The organism is Erythrobacter dokdonensis DSW-74, from assembly GCF_001677335.1.
In the GTDB taxonomy this organism is placed as follows: Bacteria; Pseudomonadota; Alphaproteobacteria; order Sphingomonadales; family Sphingomonadaceae; genus Erythrobacter; species Erythrobacter dokdonensis.
Window position 1 is genome coordinate 456,255 of record NZ_LZYB01000001.1, and the last position, 17,380, is coordinate 473,634.

19 protein-coding genes are annotated in these 17,380 nt (G+C 65.8%); 5 read left to right on the top strand and 14 right to left on the bottom strand.

Annotated elements, in window-relative coordinates:
* Positions 1-14: 14 nt before the first annotated feature.
* From I603_RS02240 to I603_RS02250, 3 genes are all read right to left on the bottom strand, one after another.
* Entirely contained in the window at positions 15-1,496 is a 1,482-nt protein-coding gene (locus tag I603_RS02240; protein ID WP_068862175.1) for a sodium:solute symporter family transporter, read from the bottom strand.
* Between the two features lie 114 nt (positions 1,497-1,610).
* Positions 1,611-2,144, bottom strand: coding sequence for a septal ring lytic transglycosylase RlpA family protein (locus I603_RS02245; protein WP_068862503.1), 534 nt, complete (start codon positions 2,142-2,144; stop codon positions 1,611-1,613).
* A 941-nt stretch (positions 2,145-3,085) separates the two neighbouring features.
* Positions 3,086-4,306, bottom strand: a complete 1,221-nt coding sequence (locus I603_RS02250; protein ID WP_068862176.1) for an argininosuccinate synthase — start codon at positions 4,304-4,306, stop codon at positions 3,086-3,088.
* 195 nt (positions 4,307-4,501) lie between these two features.
* Between I603_RS02250 and I603_RS02255 the strand changes: the two genes are divergently transcribed.
* Positions 4,502-4,915 carry a hypothetical protein gene (locus tag I603_RS02255; RefSeq protein ID WP_198157204.1) on the top strand — a complete coding sequence of 138 codons (414 nt, stop codon included), beginning with the start codon at positions 4,502-4,504 and terminating at the stop codon, positions 4,913-4,915.
* An 8-nt stretch (positions 4,916-4,923) separates the two neighbouring features.
* Here the strand turns inward: I603_RS02255 and I603_RS02260 are convergent, their stop codons facing one another.
* Positions 4,924-6,150 carry an SAM-dependent methyltransferase gene (locus I603_RS02260; RefSeq protein ID WP_068862177.1) on the bottom strand — a complete coding sequence of 409 codons (1,227 nt, stop codon included), beginning with the start codon at positions 6,148-6,150 and terminating at the stop codon, positions 4,924-4,926.
* 101 nt (positions 6,151-6,251) lie between these two features.
* Here I603_RS02260 and I603_RS02265 point away from each other — a divergent pair, with 101 nt between their 5' ends.
* Positions 6,252-6,677 carry a DUF1801 domain-containing protein gene (locus I603_RS02265; RefSeq protein ID WP_232305218.1) on the top strand — a complete coding sequence of 142 codons (426 nt, stop codon included), beginning with the start codon at positions 6,252-6,254 and terminating at the stop codon, positions 6,675-6,677.
* On the opposite strand, the gene I603_RS02270 is transcribed toward I603_RS02265, so the two are convergent.
* The 10 genes from I603_RS02270 to I603_RS02315 form a co-directional block, all read right to left on the bottom strand.
* Positions 6,674-7,423, bottom strand: a complete 750-nt coding sequence (locus I603_RS02270; RefSeq protein ID WP_068862179.1) for a molybdopterin-dependent oxidoreductase — start codon at positions 7,421-7,423, stop codon at positions 6,674-6,676. The genes I603_RS02265 and I603_RS02270 overlap by 4 nt on opposite strands.
* On the bottom strand, positions 7,416-8,081 hold the full coding sequence (locus I603_RS02275) for a cytochrome b/b6 domain-containing protein (protein ID WP_086621833.1): 666 nt from the start codon (positions 8,079-8,081) through the stop codon (positions 7,416-7,418). Before I603_RS02275 ends, I603_RS02270 begins: the two co-directional genes overlap by 8 nt.
* Complete coding sequence (locus I603_RS02280) at positions 8,078-8,854, bottom strand: SDR family oxidoreductase (protein ID WP_068862181.1); 777 nt, start codon at positions 8,852-8,854, stop codon at positions 8,078-8,080. The genes I603_RS02275 and I603_RS02280 overlap by 4 nt, the downstream gene beginning before the upstream one ends.
* A gap of 165 nt (positions 8,855-9,019) precedes the next feature.
* Positions 9,020-9,478, bottom strand: coding sequence for a glycine zipper 2TM domain-containing protein (locus tag I603_RS02285; protein WP_068862182.1), 459 nt, complete (start codon positions 9,476-9,478; stop codon positions 9,020-9,022).
* Positions 9,479-9,613: 135 nt separating this feature from the next.
* On the bottom strand, positions 9,614-10,252 hold the full coding sequence (locus I603_RS02290; protein ID WP_068862183.1) for an MOSC domain-containing protein: 639 nt from the start codon (positions 10,250-10,252) through the stop codon (positions 9,614-9,616).
* The gene (locus I603_RS02295) at positions 10,249-10,842 is read right to left on the bottom strand and encodes a class I SAM-dependent methyltransferase (RefSeq protein WP_068862184.1); all 594 of its coding nucleotides are present in this window, start codon (positions 10,840-10,842) and stop codon (positions 10,249-10,251) included. The genes I603_RS02290 and I603_RS02295 overlap by 4 nt, the downstream gene beginning before the upstream one ends.
* On the bottom strand, positions 10,839-12,110 hold the full coding sequence (rlmN, locus tag I603_RS02300; RefSeq protein WP_068862185.1) for a dual-specificity RNA methyltransferase RlmN: 1,272 nt from the start codon (positions 12,108-12,110) through the stop codon (positions 10,839-10,841). Before rlmN ends, I603_RS02295 begins: the two co-directional genes overlap by 4 nt.
* 41 nt (positions 12,111-12,151) lie before the next feature.
* A complete protein-coding gene (locus I603_RS02305) occupies positions 12,152-12,628 on the bottom strand; it encodes a hypothetical protein (RefSeq protein WP_068862186.1) in 477 nt (158 codons plus the stop codon).
* Complete coding sequence (locus tag I603_RS02310) at positions 12,621-13,103, bottom strand: GreA/GreB family elongation factor (protein WP_068862187.1); 483 nt, start codon at positions 13,101-13,103, stop codon at positions 12,621-12,623. The genes I603_RS02305 and I603_RS02310 overlap by 8 nt, the downstream gene beginning before the upstream one ends.
* Before the next feature lie 12 nt (positions 13,104-13,115).
* Entirely contained in the window at positions 13,116-15,086 is a 1,971-nt protein-coding gene (locus I603_RS02315) for a lytic transglycosylase domain-containing protein (protein ID WP_232305219.1), read from the bottom strand.
* Between the two features lie 98 nt (positions 15,087-15,184).
* Here I603_RS02315 and dapA point away from each other — a divergent pair, with 98 nt between their 5' ends.
* The 3 genes from dapA to I603_RS02330 all read left to right on the top strand — a co-directional run bounded on the left by dapA (position 15,185) and on the right by I603_RS02330 (position 17,351).
* Complete coding sequence (dapA, locus tag I603_RS02320; protein WP_068862188.1) at positions 15,185-16,072, top strand: 4-hydroxy-tetrahydrodipicolinate synthase; 888 nt, start codon at positions 15,185-15,187, stop codon at positions 16,070-16,072.
* Positions 16,073-16,117: 45 nt separating this feature from the next.
* A complete protein-coding gene (gene smpB, locus I603_RS02325) occupies positions 16,118-16,600 on the top strand; it encodes an SsrA-binding protein SmpB (protein WP_068862189.1) in 483 nt (160 codons plus the stop codon).
* Positions 16,601-16,796: 196 nt separating this feature from the next.
* The gene (locus I603_RS02330) at positions 16,797-17,351 is read left to right on the top strand and encodes a DUF2062 domain-containing protein (protein ID WP_068862506.1); all 555 of its coding nucleotides are present in this window, start codon (positions 16,797-16,799) and stop codon (positions 17,349-17,351) included.
* The last annotated feature ends 29 nt before the right edge of the window (positions 17,352-17,380 follow it).

The following is a 17,380-nucleotide window of genomic DNA, read 5'->3' on the forward strand; positions in this document are numbered from 1 at the left end:
CGCCAACCCCCTCGCTAGGGGCGTTTTGGTCGCTTTCGCGCCCTCTCATACCCCCTTTTGACCCCGGTCATTGGCGCTTCATTGCCGCCTCGTTGCCGTTTTCGACCCGCTTCGGCACGCACCACACGCAGCGCCCGCCGCTCCGCCCAGGTGGCTCCGGCGAACACCGCCAGCCCGCTCGCGATCATCCACAGGAAGGCGCCCTCGATCCCCAGCATCCAGTCGAGCACGCCCAGCACCGCCACCTGCACCACGATCGCCGCCAGCCCCGCACGGGTGCCGAGGCCCCGTCCGGCGAGGCCCATGATGATCGGCACCGCCAGCACCGCGGCAATCGCTCCGGCGTCGAGCACGAGGTCGCGCAAGCTCTCGCCCGAGGCGGCGACCAGCGCGGCCACCACCCCCGCGATCACCGTCGCGCCTCTCGCGGCGCGCAGCATGGTGCGCGGGGAAGCATCGGGGTCGATGCGGCGATACCCGCTCTCGGTCGCCACCGCCGACACCGCCAGCAGCGCGGAGTCCACCGAGGAGAGGATCGCCGAGAGCAGCGCGCCGGTGAAGATGATGTAGAGCCACGAGGGGAACAGCGCGCTGGCGAGCGAGGGCAGGAAGGCCTCGTCCGCACCCAGCTCGACCCCCAGCACCGGGGCCAGCGAGGGGCCGAACAGCCCGAAGCTGACAGGGATGAGGCCGACGCAGAGGTAGATCCCCGCCCCCGCCAGCGCGCCCCGTCGGGCGACCTCCGGAGAACGCGCGGCAAGGGTGCGGGCGAGCGCCTCCTGGCTGACCATGGTCCCGGCGATGGGGATGAGCCAGAGCTCGGCCCACGCGGTCCAGCTTTCGTCTGGCAGGGAGAAGGACCACGCCTCGGCCCGAACGCTGGCGATGGCAGGGGCGATGCCGCCGTGGGCGTCGAACATCAGGAAGGCCAGCACCAGCATCGCGGCGATCATGATCACCCCTTGCACGATGTCGGTCACCACATCGCCTGCGAGGCCGCCGAACAGGGTGTAGGTGAGCACCAGCAGGGTCGCTCCGGCAAGCGCCACCGGGAAATCGAAGGGCGAGGCCGCGGCGATGATCGTGGCGAAGGCATAGAGCTGGGCGGCGGACCAGGTGGTGGCGCTGAGCGCGATGACGCCTGCGGCCAGCAGCTCTGTCCCCGGCCCGAACCGGGCGCGCAGGAAATCGGCGATGGTGATGTAGCCGCCGCTCCGCAGGCGATGGGCGAAGAACAGCGCGATGGCGAGGATGCCCAGCGCATAGGCGAAAGGCTCGGTGCGCGCGCCCGCCAGCCCGTCATTGGCGACCTCGGAGGAGGTGGCGATCAGGCTTTCGGAGGCGAACCATGTGGCGAACAGGCTCATCGCGACCGCAAACGGTCCGAGGCTGCGTCCGGCGACGAGGTAGTCGGCATCGGACTTCGCCCCGCGTCCCGCCCAGGCGGCGAGCAGCACCTGTGCAAAAACATAGAGCAGGATCAGAGCTAGCGTCACGCCTGCAGCACCCCCGGTTACGGATTGTCACGCCGGAGGATGGTCCGTCCGGCGAACGTGCCGTCCTAGCGGCGCGGTGCGGCTTCGCAAGAGGGGGACGAAGGCGAGAGCGCCTCAGCCCCCGATCAGTTCAAGCGCGACCGGGGCGTGGCCCCGGGTGATCAGGCCGAGCTCCTCGGCGGCGGCGCGGCTGACGTCGATCACCCGGCCGCGGCTGAAGGGGCCGCGATCATTGATGCGCACGGTGACGCTGCGGCCGTTGGCGGGGTTGGTGACCCGCACGAGGCTGCCGAAGGGCAGGGTGCGGTGGGCGGCGGTCATCGCGCCCATGTCGAATGTCTCACCGCTGGCGGTGCGGCGGCCGTGGAACTTGCGCCCGTAGTAGGAGGCGGTGCCGGTGCCGAGCGGGGTGGTGGCGGCCTGTTCGGCGCCCGGATCGTCCGAGGTGTCGGCCAGCGGGGCTTCGACAAGCGGCACGATTTCGGCGGACAATTCTGCGGCGGCGGTGCCGGCTTCGACCGGCATCGCGCCATCGGCGGGTGTCGCTGCCGTCGAGGCGGCGAGCGGAGCCATGCCGAGCGCGCTGGCGATGAGTGCGGCACGCAGGCCGCGGCTTCCAGAGCTATCGAGGCGAATTCCCGTCCGCATGGCTTGAGCGCCTAGGTCGGAAGCGTTGAAAAAGGCAAATCCAGGCAACGTGTCGTCGTCACCGAAGTGCCATTGCGGCATGAAGCGTGAGGGATTTGCGGCGAAACGTTGCGCCGCAGGCGGGCTGGGCGGCGAGCGAAAGACCCTGCGAATCGGCCACCTGGGGGCGCTGCCCAAAGCAAATGGGGCCGGCATTGCTGCCGACCCCACTCTCACCAGCGCGTGGACACCCTTTGCTCACGATGCTTCCGGCGAACCTTCCGCATCTTTCGCGCCAGGGTATACTTGGCGCCCGATGTCTAGCCTCCGACCGCCCGGTCTTGCGACAGGCATTGCCAGAGATTTGTCACCGGCGCTCGCGCCGGCATCCGGCTTTCGCTTCTGCCCTGCTGCGTCCGTTCGAAGCCCGAAGCCTCCGATGTCCGCTGCCTTGCGCAGTCGCTTGGCCGAGACCGTGTCCCTTTACCGATCCGGGCTTGCGGCGGAGCCGTGCTTGCGCGCGGTTCCATCACCCGATCCGGCCAGGTTCCCGGCCTGTCCGGCGGCATAGCGTCGCTCCTGCCTCAAACGAGCCGACTTGCATTTGGCCGAAGCTTCTTGCATGCCCTCTCTCGACAGGCGCGTGGACAGTTGCCACCGCCATCCTTGGGATCAAAACTCCGGTTACTTCAAGGCCTTGCGGCTTTCCGTTCCGGTTGCTTCGTGTCCCGAAGACAAGTTGAAAGTGCGCCTCAACCGGCGATCTGGCAACATCTGCAACCCCGAGTTTTCCACTTTTGCCCCGATCACCTGTGGACGGGAGTGGATAAATCAACGCTTCGTCGCATTTGTCACGAAATGCGCGATCGGCGGGGAACGAAACCGTCCCGAAATTGTCATATTGCGGCGGGCGTGTCGCCGTCTCAGACCCGCGACTCGCCCCGAATCGCTGTCCGGCTGGGTCAGGCGTCGCGGTTGCGGCGAGCCAGCAACCGCAGCCGCAGCCCGTTGAGCTTGATGAAGCCTTCCGCGTCCTTCTGGTCGTAAGCCCCGGCGTCATCCTCGAAGGTAACGTGCGCCTCGGAATAGAGCGAGTAGGGCGACTTGCGGCCGACCACGCTCGCCAGCCCCTTATAGAGCTTCAGCCGCACCGTGCCGGTGACCTTGTCCTGCGAGTGGTCGATCGCGGCTTGCAGCATCTCGCGCTCGGGGCTGAACCAGAAGCCGTTATAGATCAGCTCGGCATAGCGCGGCATCAGCTCGTCCTTGAGATGAGCCGCGCCGCGATCAAGCGTGATCTGCTCGATCCCGCGATGCGCGCGGGCGTATATCTCGCCGCCGGGGGTTTCATACATCCCGCGGCTCTTCATGCCGACAAAGCGGTTCTCGACCAGATCGAGGCGCCCGATACCGTGTTTGCGGCCAAGCTCGTTGAGCGCGGCCAGCAGCGTGGCAGGCGACATGGGATCGCCATTCAGCGCGACGCCGTCGCCCTTTGCAAACTCGATCGTGATGTATTCGGGCACATCCGGCGCGTCCTCGGGATTGACCGTGCGCGAATAAACATAGTCCGGGGTTTCTTCCCACGGATCTTCGAGCACCTTGCCCTCGGACGAGGTGTGCAGCAGGTTCGCATCGGTGGAAAAGGGGCTTTCGCCCCGTTTGTCCTTGGGCACCTGGATCTGGTGCTTTTCCGCCCAGGCGATCAGCGCGGTGCGGCTGGTCAGATCCCACTCGCGCCACGGGGCGATCACCTTGATGTCCGGGTCGAGCGCATAGGCTGACAGTTCGAAGCGCACCTGATCATTGCCCTTGCCGGTCGCGCCATGGGCGATGAAATCGGCGCCGGTTTCATGCGCGATCTCGACAAGGCGCTTGGAGATCAGGGGCCGCGCAATCGAGGTGCCGAGCAGGTAATCGCCCTCGTAACGGGCATTGGCGCGCATCATCGGGAAGACGAAATCGCGCACGAATTCCTCGCGCAGGTCCTCGATGAAGATGTGCTTGTCGGGAATGCCCATGGCGCGGGCCTTGGCGCGTGCGGGTTCGATTTCCTCACCCTGACCCAGATCGGCGGTGAAGGTCACGACTTCCAGCCCGCGCTCCACGCTCAGCCACTTGGCGATGACGCTGGTATCGAGCCCGCCGGAATAGGCGAGGACGACTTTCTGGGGCTGGGCCATGGACGGAGAATCCTTAAGATCGGGCAGGAATTGATGCGGCGCGCCCTATCAGCGCCGCCCCGGCGAGGCAATGGATCAGCGTGGCTGCCCGTCTCGCTCCATGTAATGAGTTAAAGTATCATAATAAATTCCGTGACTTATGCCATCCCTGCGCCTATGCCGCAGGCGGGATCGTCGATTGTGGAGTTTTGTTCGATGACCCGTTCCCTGATTTTCGCCGCGCTCGCACTGCCGTTCGCAGCCACTCCTGTCATGGCGCACGAGGTGCTGCACGCCGGGCACGATGCCCATGCCCATGGCATGGGCTGCGGCCACCAGGCGCTCGAACATGCGGGCCATGTCGATTTCCTGCATGACGGGCACCTGCACCACGGCCACGCGGGGCATGTCGACGAACATGCGCTGGAGGTCAGCACGGTCAATCCCGAGGCCGAGGAACTGAGCGCCACCGTTACCAGCGACGATCACATGCATGGCCATGCGGGCGAGGAACACATGAGCGTGCAGCACGGCACCCATGTCGACTTCATCCATGATGGGCGGCTGCATCATGTCCACGGCGATCACATGGACGATCACGGCACGGTGAAGCTGCTCGCTGCTCGCTGAACCGCTTCTCAGCTGCCGATCAGGTAGTCCCGCGTGATCGGCAGGGCATGGCGGCTGCGCACATACTGGATCTGGTAATTGCACATGCTGCCGTGCTCGAAGACGGTCGCCGCACCGGCGAGATAGAAGGTCCACATCCGGAAGAAGCGTTCGCCATTCAGCGCGATGATCGCCTCGCGGTTGGCCATGCAGTTGGCATACCATTGCCGGATCGTCTTGGCGTAGTGCAGCCGCAGCGTCTCGATGTCGGCGGCGATGAGGCGAAATTTCTCGGACGCGGCGAGTGTCTCGGACAGGGCAGGGATATAGCCGCCGGGAAAGATGTACTTGCGGGTGAAGGCGTCGGTGGTGCCGGGCCGGCCCATCCGCCCGATGGTGTGGAGCAGCATCACGCCGTCATCCTGCAAGAGGTTGGCGCAGGCCTGGAAGAAAGTTTCGAACTGCGCGCGGCCGACATGTTCGAACATGCCGACCGACACGATCCGGTCGAACCTGCGGCCTGAAGCGGCGGTGTCGCGGTAGTCTTCGAGCAGGATGCTGACCTTGTCCGCGACGCCTGCCGCCGCCACCCGTTCGCGGGCGAGGGTGGCCTGTTCTTCCGACAGGGTTATGCCGGTCACGCGTACATCGTGATGCCTGGCGAGATGGATTGCCATGCCGCCCCAGCCGCAGCCGATATCGAGCACCTCCTGACCGGGCGAGAGGTGCAGTTTCTTTGCGATATGCGCGAGTTTCGCGCCCTGTGCCTCGGCCAGCGTGGTCACGCCTTCGCCCCAGTAGGCGCAGGAATATTGCCAATGCTCGTCATCGAGCATCAGCGCATAGAGCGCGTTGCCGATGTCATAATGATGCGCGACGTTCTGCTTGGCGCCGACCCTGTTGTTGATCTGCTCCGCAGCGAAGCTGGCGCGACCGACCAGCCGCTTGAGCACGCTCGGCTTGCCGATATCGCCGCCCTTGTCCCACGAATTGTTGGCGCGCAGCAGGCTGACGAGGCCCATGACGTCGCCTTCCTCGATCAGTAGCCGCCCGTCCATGAAGGCCTCTGCTGCGCCAAGCCGCGGGTCCATCACGATGTCGCGCGGCACCTTGCCATCGGTGAAACGCAGAACGATCTCGGGAAAGCCGGGCGAAGGGGTGCCATAGGTGGACGCGCTGCCGTCGGCGAAGACGACGCCGAGGCGACCGTGCCTGACGCTGCGGGAAAGAAAGCGGCCGAGGAGGGCCTTGCTCATGGTTCTCCTTTCGCAAGGGGGCTTTCCAGTGATAGAGATGCGACGACGCCATGCAAGGTCTTGGCGCCCAAGTTGGGGATTTGGCCATGGTTGCGACGAGCATGAATGCGGATCCCGCGGCGGTGGCGGCCTTCATCGAAGCGGTCGAACCGCCGGCCAAGCACGCCGATGCCGAGGCGCTCGACGCATTGTTCCGCAAGGTCACCGGAGAAAGCCCGCGCCTGTGGGGGCCGACCATCATCGGCTACGGCGAATACCGCACCACCTACGAAAGCGGGCGCGCGGTCCACTGGATGCGCAGCGGCTTCAGCCCGCGCAAGGCCAAGCACTCGCTTTACCTGAACGGCGGCTATTGCGATGCCGCCGCGGCAACCGAGCGCGCCGCGATCCTTGCCCGGCTCGGCAAGCATTCCGAGGGCAAGAGCTGTCTTTACATAAACAAGCTGGCCGATGTGGACCTCGGCGTGCTGGAGGAGATGATTGCCGCCGACTGGCAGGCGATGCTCAGGATCTATCCGCCGGACTAGATGCCCGCGTACCACTGGTAGCCCGCGAAATCCTCCCAGAAGCCGCCCTTGCCCGCACCGATGTCATCGAGACTGGCGACCGCTTCGATGCCAGTCAGATATTTGGCGTGCTTGTAGCCCAGCTGCCGTTCGATCCGGGCGCGCAGCGGAGCGCCGTTCTTCTCGGGTAGAGGCTCGCCGTTCAGCGCATGGGCGATGATGGTCTGCGGATGATAGGCCTCGACCATGTCGATGCTTTCGTAATAGGGCCGGCCATAAAGCGTATCGGCGCAGCGGAAGAGGATGAACTTCGCTTCCTCGCGCACCTTCGCCTCATCGAGCAGTGTGGCAAGCTGCGGCCCGGTCCATTCGCCGATTGCGCTCCAGCCCTCGACGCAATCGTGGCGGGTGATCTGGCTGCGCTGGGGCAGGGCGCGGATATCGGCTAGGCCGAGGCTGAGCGGCTGTTCCACCAGCCCGCCCACGGTCAGCCGCCATGCGGGAAAGCCGCTCGCCAGCTCCTGCCTGTAGAAATCGCTGTCGACCGTGATCGATCCATTGCCCTTGAAGCCGGGCGAGCGATCTTCGGGTGCATATTCGGGCGCCAGCCCCTGTCTGCCCGCAAGCGCGCGGTGGGCGGCGCGGTGCCAGCCTTCGGCGGCCTTGAAGACGCTGCGCCCGGCCTCGCTGTCGGCGATCTTGGAGCATGCCCCTGCGCCCAGCGCGGCGATCCCGGCGATGAGCGAGCGGCGTCTGATCTCAACCATCGGCAATCCCTTTCGCCCGCCCGCCAGTCACCATCGCCCCGATCCGGCGCCAGTCGGCGAGCGCCAGCACCACATGGAGGACGACAAAGCCGAAAATCCCCCAGGCGACGATGAAGTGGAGCGAGCGCGCGCTCTGGCGTCCGCCGAGCAGCTCGACCAGCCATGGCGCGGCTGGCTCGATACCGGGGCTGATCGCAAGCCCGGTCAGAACCATGCCGGGCAGCAGCACCCCGAATACTAGGCCGTAGAGGATCTTCTGCACCGCATTGTAGCCATGCTCTGCCGTGCCGCCTGAATGGGTGCGCAGCGAGGCGATGAAGGCGCGCGGCGTCCAGTCTGCGGGACGTGTGGCCAGATCGCGGCGGAAATGGCGGTTGGCGAGCATTGCCAGCCAGATGAACGCCAGCCCCAGCGCAAAGGGCCAGGCGGCGAGAATGTGCCAGTCGCGCGCCTCCGCCAGATCATAGCGCTGCGGGATCGTCGCCCAGCCCGGAAAGCGGATCACCTTCGCCCAGGCATCTGCCGGATCGAAGCCGTAATTGCCCCAATACAGGTAGCGGTGGGCGTTGGAGATGTTGAGCCCGCTCATGAACAGCACCACGATCGCGGCGGCGTTGACCCAGTGCCACAGGCGGGTGGAAAGCGCATGGCCCATCACGCGCTGCGTCCTGCGGCGGCGAGTTCGCGTGCCAGCCAGATCACGTCGCGCGGCTGGTCAAGCAGGTGTTGGCCGCTATCGATGAACAGCGTTTCGCCGCTTTTCAGCGTCCCGCCCGCCAGGAACAGCGCGGCTCCCGCAATCTCCTGTGCGCCGGTCTTGCGGCCGAGCAGGTTCATGCGGTGCGACAACTCGGTCTCCTCCTCCTGCTGGTCATGGCTGGCAAGGATTGCGCCCGGTGCGATGCCATAGACCCTGTCCTGCGGCGAGCGCGCACCCTTGGCCAGCATGCCGATGGTGGACGCCAGAGCATGCTTGGACATCGTGTAGCTGAAGAAATCGGGGTTCGTATTTTCAATTTTCATGTCGGTGACCTGGATCACCACGCGCGTGCCAGCGCTCGCCGCATGGGCGAGATAGGTCTGGGCCATCCGGGCCGGGGCAAGAGCGTTGACCTGCATTGCTTCCCTATACGTTGCCGGATCGAGCGCGGTTACAGGGTCATAATGGAAAACCGAGGCCGAATTGACGAGGCAGCGCCAGTCGGGAAGGCGATTGGCGAGCGCGCGGATAGCCGCCACCGCTGCATCGTCATCGGCCAGGTCGAAGCTGACGGTTTCGGCTGCGGGCAGGCTGGCTGCCAGCGCATCGGCCTGCGCGGCAGAGCTGCGATAATGGATGATCACATGCCAGCCCGCATCGGCAAAGGCGCGGGTGATGGCGGCACCGATGCGGGTCGCACCGCCTGTCACGAGCACGGCAGGGCGGGTCATACGGGGAAATCGGTCAGGAAAAGCATGGCAGCGTCGCTACCAGCACAGCCGGCACGCTTCAATCGGGGAAGCCATGCACGCGGACCAGCCGGGCACCGCCCTGACAGCCGGGAACGCCGCCGGTGGTGGGGCCGGCGACGTTCGCGGTAACGTCAGGTAAGGGTATCAGCGGCAGCGCGCTCCGCCGCGGTCGATTTCGCGGCCGAGCAACCCGCCGCCAACCGCGCCAAGCACCGTACCGAGCGTGCGGTCGCCGCGGCGGTCGATCTCGCGGCCGATCAGCGCGCCGACACCCGCACCGACCAGCAGGCCGACCGTGCCATCGTCGCGGCGGCAGCGCCAGCGCCCGTCACGGCCCTGCCAGTAGCGGTCGCGACCTCTCCAGCGACGATCACCGCGATCCCAGTCGCGGTCGCGATCACGCCAGCGGCGCCGGTCGCGGCGGTCGCGCCAGTCGTCGTCCCAGTCGCCGCGGTTCCATGCAGCGATCGGTGCGATCGGCATGCTGCTGTCGTGGACACCCGCGAAGGCGGGTGCCGCGGGCGCCGGGAGCTCGGCGGCCTGCGCGGGGGCGGCAAAAGCCGCCAGCGACCCGGCGGCGGCGATGAGGGCTAGGTATTTCATCTCTCTGTTCCCTTGTGGCGGCTCCCCGATGGAGCAAGACTGTTTTCGTTCATCTGAGGCGAACGCTTGCTGAACGAAGTCTACAGGGAATTGTTAAGGTTGGCCGATAATTCCGTTTGCAGGCCAGATCGTTGCCTAGGAGAGACGAGCAGAGGCCTTGGCGCGCAATTTCGGTGCGAGGGTCGCAAGTTCCGCGAGATCGCGCAGCGCTGCGGGCTCCGGCTTTGCCCCGAACAGCGTGGCGAATACCCGTGCAACGCTCCATTCCGCAGCTCCGGTGGCAACCCGTTCGAGCGAATCGCCCGCCGCGACCTCGCCGGGTTCGATCACCCGGAAATACCATCCGCACCGTCCTGTCTGCACGATCCGCACCACCATGCCCTTGTGACCGAACCGGTGCTCGATCTTCCAGCACGGCTGGCGCGGCTGGCTGATTTCGACCAGCGCGCTCCCGAGCCGGAAGCGGTCGCCGATATGGACCATGTCTTCGGTCAGGCCGGTGACGGCGAGGTTCGATCCGAAGCCGCCCGGTTCATCCAGCGCCGGGTGGTCGCCGATCACTCCGCGCCACCAATCGTGGTGATCGAGCGGATAGAGGTGCAGCGCCATTTCGGGGCCGCCATGCACGCGGCGGTCGGCCTGTTCGTCCGGCGCGAGGCCTTGTGGCAAGACCTGCACTGCCCCTTCGCGCGGGCGTTTCATGATCGCGCTGGTCTCCGCCCCGTTGAAGGGGCGGGCGGTGCCGGTGCAGACGGCGGTGACCAAGTGCTTCATGGCCTGCTCACGATAAGGTCGATCCAGTCGCGCTGGGTCCCGTCGCTGGCCTGTCCCGCATAGGTTTCCCGCGCCGCTATGACAAAGCCTGCCGCCTCATAGGCCGCCTCCAGCCAGTCGGCGGAAGGGAAGTTGTGCAAGCGGCCGAGCAGGTCGCGGCCTTCAGCATCGCCCAGCTTGTAGCTCGAGAAGAACCAGCCGCCCGGCACCAGCGCGCGATGGATGCGCCGCAAGACATCGGGCAAAGCCTCGCGCGGGCAGTGCAGCAGGCTGGCATGCGCCCAGACTCCAGCATAGGCAGCCTCGGCGTCGAGTTCATGGAAGGCCATGACCCGCGCGCCCAGGGCGAAGGCTTCGTTGGCGCGCTTGACGAGGGCAGGAGTCGCGTCGGTGGCATCGATCCGGAAACCGCGCGACCGGATATGGGCTGCATCGCGCCCGCCGCCGCAGCCCAGTTCGAGCAGGAGCGCGCCTTCGGGCAGGCGGTCCAGAAAGGCGTCGAGCTGATGGCTGTGGCGCTCGCCCGAATGGAACACCCAATGCGGCGCGCGGGCCTGATAGAAGGCGATCGTGTCGGGATCGGTGCTCAAGCGCCCTCGGCAAGCGCGGCGGCTGCGGCTGCGGCTGCCTCGCGGTCGCGCTGGGCGCGGCTCTTCTTCTCGGCGGCGGTCTTCAGCTGCCCGCAAGCCGCATCGATATCGCGGCCCCGGGGCGTGCGCACGGGAGCGGAAAAGCCGCCTTGAAACACGATTTCCGAAAAGGCGCGGATGCGCTCGGGCGTGGAGGTTTCGTAGCCCGCGCCCGGCCAAGGGTTGAAGGGGATCAGGTTGACCTTGGCCGGCAGGTTGAACTGACGCAGCAGGCGGACCAGCTCGCGCGCGTCCTCGTCGCTGTCGTTCTTGTCCTTGATCATCACATATTCAAAGGTGATGCGCCGGGCGTTGCTCGCGCCCGGATAGTCGGCGCAGGCCTGAAGCAGGTCCTCGATGCCGTATTTCTTGTTGAGCGGCACCAGCTCGTCGCGCACCTCTTTGCGTACGCCGTGCAAGCTGACCGCGAGGTTCACGCCGATCTCCTCGCCGCAGCGTTCCATCATCGGGATGACGCCGCTGGTGGACAGGGTGATGCGCCGCTTGGAGAGGGCAAGGCCGTCACCGTCCATCACCAGCTTCAGCGCGTCGCGCACGTGATCGAAATTGTAGAGCGGCTCGCCCATGCCCATCATCACTATATTGGTGAGCAGGCGCCCGTCGGCGGTGTAGTGGCCGGCCTCGTCGTCCTCGTCGATCGCGTCGGCATCGCTCGCCATCGAACCCTTCGGCCACTCTCCCAGCGCATCGCGGGCGAGCATCACCTGCCCGACGATCTCGCCCGGAGTGAGGTTGCGCACCAGCTTCATCGTGCCGGTGTGGCAGAAGGAGCAGGTGAGGGTGCAGCCGACCTGGCTGGACACGCATAGCGTGCCGCGCGTCTCGTCGGGGATGAACACCATCTCGAAATCGTGCCCGTCGGCGGTGCGCAGCAGCCACTTGCGGGTGCCGTCGACCGAATGCTGGGCCTCGACCACGTCCGGGCGGCCGATCACGAAACGCTCCGCCAGCCACGGGCGCATCGGCTTGGCGATATCGGTCATCGCCTCGAACGATGTCACGCCGCGGTGGTAGAGCCAGTGGAACACCTGCTTGGCGCGCAGCTTGGCCTGCTTCGCGTCCAGCCCTGCTTCGGCAAACAGTTCGCGGATGCGCGGACGCGGCAGACCGATCAGGTCAATGCGGCCATCGGCGCGCGGCGTTATGTCGCGTGCGGCGGGGACCGGGTCGACGTGCCCCGGAATGGTCATGAGTGCGGTATCGGCCATGGATGCCCGGCCATATAGTCGTGGTCGGGCGATTTGACCAGTCAGCTCCGTTTGGCGCAGCCCACGGTAGCGGCATCGATGGCGGTGGCTGCTCCGTCGAGCCCATAACGGTCGGTAAAGCGGCCGCCGTTTGGAGTCCTGGCCGATATGCTCATCCGGCTGGCGGATCGCAGCGCGGCGAGGATCGCGGCATCATCGCGCGCATTCCTTGACCATGCATTGCGTCCCTTGGCGACCAGTTCGAAACTCCTGCCACCGACAAGCAGACGCGCGTTGGCCTTGTCCGCCACCTCGCGCGAGAGGACGATATGCAGGGCGCCGCGCATCTTCCTTTCCGGCCAGTCCGAAATCGTGGCATAGGCGGGAGCAGGGGGCTTTCCCCGGGCTTTGGCAATAGCGTAACAGCGCAAGGGTTCAGCATCCCGGAAAGCGCCCCAGCTTTCGTATACCCCAAGGCTTTCACGCGCGGGGATCGGTGCTGCGACGATCAGCAGGGCAAGAGCTGCAAGTCTAGTCATAGGCTATCCCCATGACCTCCCACTCGCGTGTGCCGGAAGGCAGGTTTGCCACGCGCAGATCGCCGACGCACGCACCGCGCAACGCGCGGGCAAGTGGCGAATTCCAGCCGATCCGTCCTGCTCCTGCATCCGCCTCGTCATCGCCCACCAGTTGCACCGTCTGCCGGTTATCATCCTCGTCGGCGATTTCGACCCTTGCGCCGAAGAAGGCCCGCGACCGGTCAGGCTGGGCAGCCGGATCAACCACTCGCAGCACCTTCATCCTGCGCGCCAGATGGGCCAGTTCGCGGTCGATCTCGCGCATTTTCTTGCGACCGTAAAGATAGTCGCCATTCTCGCTGCGGTCACCATTGCCCGCTGCCCAGCTGACGATCTCGAGAATCGCGGGACGCTCGGTGGAAAGCAGGTGATCGTAACGTGCCTTCAAGGCGGCCATGCCTTCCGGCGTGATCGGCGGACCCGGTTTGAGCGACATGGGATGCAGGAATCAGCGCAGGAAAGTGTTGACCGGACGCGGCAAGCCAGCCTCGCGCGGATACATGTGCGAATAGGTTACCGCGTTCCCGATCACGCGCATGATGTAGTAGCGCGTCTCGAAATTGGCCGGAATCTTCTCGACCCAGGTAACCCAGTCGATCTCGCCCTTGCGCGGATCGCCATTCATGCGCAGCCATTCGTTCACCCGCCCCGGGCCGGCATTGTATGCTCCCACCGCGAGCGGATAGGCACCGCCGTAATAGCTCATCATTCGCGCGAAATAGGCATCGCCCAGCTGGATGTTGTAGCTGGGCGATCCGGTGAGATCGGCAGAGAGATACTGGACGCCCAGCTTGCCCGCCTGCTCGCGCGCGGTGCCGGGCATCAGCTGCATCATTCCGCGCGCGCCGGCATGCGATACGCGGGTGCGGTCGAACTCGCTTTCCTGACGGCTGATGGCGTGGACCATGGTCCAGTCATTTACCACCGGCGTGGCGATTGTGGGAAAACCGATGCGCTCGAACCCGGCCAACCCGTGCTCGCCTGCCTTCATGCCGATCACCACCGCCATTTCGTCGAGCCGGGTCTCGGCGGCGAGTTGGGCGGCCATGGTCAGTTCTTCGGGGGTGTCGGCCTCATCGCCCAGCGCCTCGAAGAAACGCCGCTCGGTGCGCCAGTCGCGGCGGCTGGCGGCCAGGGCGCGGATGGCCTGCACCAGAGGGTTGGCCTCGAAAGCCGCGCGCGCCTCTGCGCTGATCGCGACATCGGGCAAGGCGTCGAATTGGGGCATGTCCTGCCCCAGCGCAGCAATGGCGAGCTGGCCGTAATAGTAATGCGGCCACTGGGCGGCGGCTTCGAAATAGGCTTTCGCCATGTCCGCATCACCTGCCTGGCGGGCGGCGCGACCCGCCCAGTAATACCCCTTGGCCTTGGTCAGCGGGGTGCGCGCGGCATCGCCATAGCGCTGGAACAGCGGGGCAGCCATCGCTCCGTCGCCGAGGTTCCAAAGCGCCTTCGTCCCGCCCAGCCATACCAGATCCGTGTAACGGTCACGCAGGGTGAAGGAGAGTTGCGAAATGTCGGTGCCGGGGGCGAAGAGCTGGTCCACGCGCGCCGCGATCTGCGCCGCCTCGCGCGATCCGCCCGCCTTGGCAATGGCGAGCATGTCCCCGACGAATTCCTCGGCTTGCAGCGCGGGACGGTCAAGGGCGGGGCCGGTTGTAAGTACACGCACCGCTTCGCCGGTCTGGCGTGTGGCGCGCAGGTAGTTGACGAGGTTGAAGACGTAGCCCGGATCGCTCATCGCGTTCGGAGGCACGGCCAGACCGGCTTCTTCGGGCCGGGTTCCGCGCAGCAATGACAGTCGGGCAAGCGCCAGCGGCCGGTCGTCCTGGGCAAGGTTGACCACCTGCCGCGCCGCCGCTTCGGCCTCACCCTGCCACAGCAGCGTATCCATCCGCGCGGCATGATCTTCGGGCGTAAACTGTCCGCCGTAGAGCCCGACGATATAAAGCTCGGCCGGATCGCTCATTCGGCCGCCCCGCCATGCCTTGCGCGCTTCTTCGAAGGCTTCGGGCCGCTGTGCGCCCGCCAGTGCCAGTGCATGGCGTGCGCGGGCCGGATTGGTGAGCGGCGGATTGGCGGCGAAGTAGCGCAGCAGATCGGCCTGCGAGGGCGCCTCGTCATCGAGCGTCTTTTCCGCGCGCAGGCGCAGGATTTCGGAGCGCGGGAAGTTCGGATAGGCAAGCACGAAGCCCGCATAATCGGCAAAGCCCAGCTCGCGGTTGGCCTGCAGCATTTCCCACCGCGCCAGGGCCGCCCCCATCGCACCCGGCTGGCGGGCGACCAGATCGCTTGTCCCCGCCGGTTGCAAGTAGCCCTGCGCCGCCAGCGGCAGCGCCAGTCCGCCCAGCAGCAGCGCCATTCCGGCGAGCGTCAGGCGGCGGGGCTTTTGCAGGGGCATGAGGACCATGCTGGACATAGTGCCAATCGGCTCCTTAGTAGGCGCTTAACAGGGATGCGCGGATTCCCTCATCCGCGCCGCCATCGCAGTCTAATGGTCATGACAGGACAAAAGCAATGTTCAGCGGATCGATACCCGCTCTGGTGACTCCTTTTCGCGGCGGATCGTTTGACGAGCCCGCCTTCCGGCGGCTGGTCGACTGGCAGATCGCAAACGGCAGCGCGGCGCTGGTGCCCTGCGGCACCACGGGCGAGGCCTCCACACTCTCCAATGCCGAGCATCACCGTGTGATCGAGGTGTGCATCGAACAGGCCGCAGGCCGCGTGCCGGTGATCGCGGGTTGCGGCTCTAACGATACGCGCAATGCGTTGCTGCACATGAATTTCTCGCGCAAGGCCGGGGCGGCGGCAGGCCTGTGCGTCGCGCCCTATTACAACCGCCCGAGCCAGCGCGGGCTGATCGCCCATTTCAGTTTCCTGGCCGAAAACAGCGATCTGCCGATCGTGCTCTATAATGTGCCGGGCCGCACGGTGACCGATCTGGAGGACGAGACGGTCGTGGCGCTGGTAAACAAGTATCCCGACCGGATCATTGCCATCAAGGATGCCAGCGGGGACCTTTCGCGTGTGGCCGATCACCGCATGGGAATCGGGCGCGAGTTCTGCCAGCTGTCGGGCAATGACGAGTTGTGGCTGCCCCATGCCGCCGCCGGAGGCAGGGGGTGCATTTCGGTCACGGCCAATGTCGCACCGGCACTGTGTGCCGAGTTCCACGAGGCGATCGCCGCCAATGAATTGAAGAAGGCGCGCGAACTGAACGACCGCCTGTTCCCGTTGCACTACGCGATGTTCTCCGATGCGTCCCCGGCTCCGGTGAAATATGCCCTCAGCCGCGTCCATGACTGGATCGAACCGGAAGTGCGCCTGCCGCTGGTGGAATGTTCGGACGAGGCCAGACGCGCGGTCGACGAGGCGCTGGTGCTCGCCGGGGTGCTGCCCGGCTAAACCCCCTCGCTTTTTCGCCAAGGTGCGCCTACATCGCCCGGCCTTATGGCACGCCCCAAACCCGTCACCTTCGACAAGCTCAAGACCGTTGCCGAAAACCGGCGCGCGCGGTTCGATTATCATATCGAGGACGTGTTCGAGGCAGGCCTCGCGCTGCAGGGGACCGAGGTCAAGGCGCTGCGGGCGGGTGAAGCCTCGATCGCGGAAAGCTATGCCGAAATGAAGGACGGAGAAGTATGGCTGGTGAATGCCAACATCCCCGAATACAGCCACGGCAACCGCCTCAACCATGAGCCGCGCCGCCCCCGCAAGCTGCTGCTCCACGAGCGCGAGATCGACAAGCTGCTGGGTGCGGTCGAAAGGAAGGGGATGACGATGGTGCCGCTGTCGATCTACTTCAACCGCACCGGTCGCGCGAAGGTCGAACTGGCGCTCGCCAAGGGGAAGCAGACCCACGACAAGCGGGCCAGCATCAAGGAACGCGACTGGAAGCGCGACAAGGCCCGGCTGATGCGGGAGCGCGGATAAAAAATCACGGTTTCCGGCGGATTCACCTACTGGTCAGAAACGCCTTGCTACCCATATTGCGCTAGATGGTGGTCATGCAGAACCTTTCCTTGCCCTGCCCGAGTCATTGCGCCTCCGAGCGCAAGGGAAGGGCATGCGCGTGACGATGCCCGGTTCCGATCCTGCAAGTGGTTCGAAACGCTCCAAGACCTGGGCGATGGACATGCTGCGCAAGTACATGCCGACGCGCGAGGAGATGGCCACGAACAAGTATCTGGCCCCGATCGCGCATCGATTCCTCTCTCCGGAACTGTGGCGCTTCACCCGCCGTTCGGTGCCGCGAGGGGTGGCGCTGGGACTGTTTGCGGCTTTCATCATTCCGGTCGGCCAGATTTTTCTCGCCGCCTTTCTCGCGTTGCCCTCGCGCGCAAACGTGCCGCTTGCCGCGCTGGTGACCTTTGTCACCAATCCCTTCACTCTGCCGTTCTGGCTGGTCGTGGCCAACAAGGTCGGCAATGTGACCTTGCGGATCGATGCCGACGGGCCGGCACTGGCAAATAGTGCGGTGGAGACCGGGGCGTGGAGCAAATTCGCCGAATTCTTCGAACTGGCCGGCACCACCGCCTTCGGCTTTGCCGTGATGGCCGCGATCGCACCTGCGGTCGGATACCTCGTCTCCGGCTGGATCTGGCGCGCAGTGGTTGCGCGCAGGCGGGCCAAACGGTTGAAGGTTATGGAAGCGCGTCTCGACCAGCGGCTCGGCGAACACTAGGAATAGCAGACCGGGCCTTGAACGGCCCC

Bases quoted from the DNA above. Each gene is read 5' to 3' on its own strand.
- I603_RS02245 (WP_068862503.1), bottom strand. From the start codon at position 2,144: ATGCGGACGGGAATTCGCCTCGATAGCTCTGGAAGCCGCGGCCTGCGT.
- I603_RS02250 (WP_068862176.1), bottom strand. From the start codon at position 4,306: ATGGCCCAGCCCCAGAAAGTCGTCCTCGCCTATTCCGGCGGGCTCGAT.
- I603_RS02255 (WP_198157204.1), top strand. From the start codon at position 4,502: ATGACCCGTTCCCTGATTTTCGCCGCGCTCGCACTGCCGTTCGCAGCC.
- I603_RS02260 (WP_068862177.1), bottom strand. From the start codon at position 6,150: ATGAGCAAGGCCCTCCTCGGCCGCTTTCTTTCCCGCAGCGTCAGGCAC.
- I603_RS02265 (WP_232305218.1), top strand. From the start codon at position 6,252: ATGAATGCGGATCCCGCGGCGGTGGCGGCCTTCATCGAAGCGGTCGAA.
- I603_RS02270 (WP_068862179.1), bottom strand. From the start codon at position 7,423: ATGGTTGAGATCAGACGCCGCTCGCTCATCGCCGGGATCGCCGCGCTG.
- I603_RS02280 (WP_068862181.1), bottom strand. From the start codon at position 8,854: ATGACCCGCCCTGCCGTGCTCGTGACAGGCGGTGCGACCCGCATCGGT.
- I603_RS02285 (WP_068862182.1), bottom strand. From the start codon at position 9,478: ATGAAATACCTAGCCCTCATCGCCGCCGCCGGGTCGCTGGCGGCTTTT.
- I603_RS02290 (WP_068862183.1), bottom strand. From the start codon at position 10,252: ATGAAGCACTTGGTCACCGCCGTCTGCACCGGCACCGCCCGCCCCTTC.
- rlmN (WP_068862185.1), bottom strand. From the start codon at position 12,110: ATGGCCGATACCGCACTCATGACCATTCCGGGGCACGTCGACCCGGTC.
- I603_RS02305 (WP_068862186.1), bottom strand. From the start codon at position 12,628: ATGACTAGACTTGCAGCTCTTGCCCTGCTGATCGTCGCAGCACCGATC.
- I603_RS02310 (WP_068862187.1), bottom strand. From the start codon at position 13,103: ATGTCGCTCAAACCGGGTCCGCCGATCACGCCGGAAGGCATGGCCGCC.
- I603_RS02315 (WP_232305219.1), bottom strand. From the start codon at position 15,086: ATGTCCAGCATGGTCCTCATGCCCCTGCAAAAGCCCCGCCGCCTGACG.
- dapA (WP_068862188.1), top strand. From the start codon at position 15,185: ATGTTCAGCGGATCGATACCCGCTCTGGTGACTCCTTTTCGCGGCGGA.
- smpB (WP_068862189.1), top strand. From the start codon at position 16,118: ATGGCACGCCCCAAACCCGTCACCTTCGACAAGCTCAAGACCGTTGCC.
- I603_RS02330 (WP_068862506.1), top strand. From the start codon at position 16,797: ATGGACATGCTGCGCAAGTACATGCCGACGCGCGAGGAGATGGCCACG.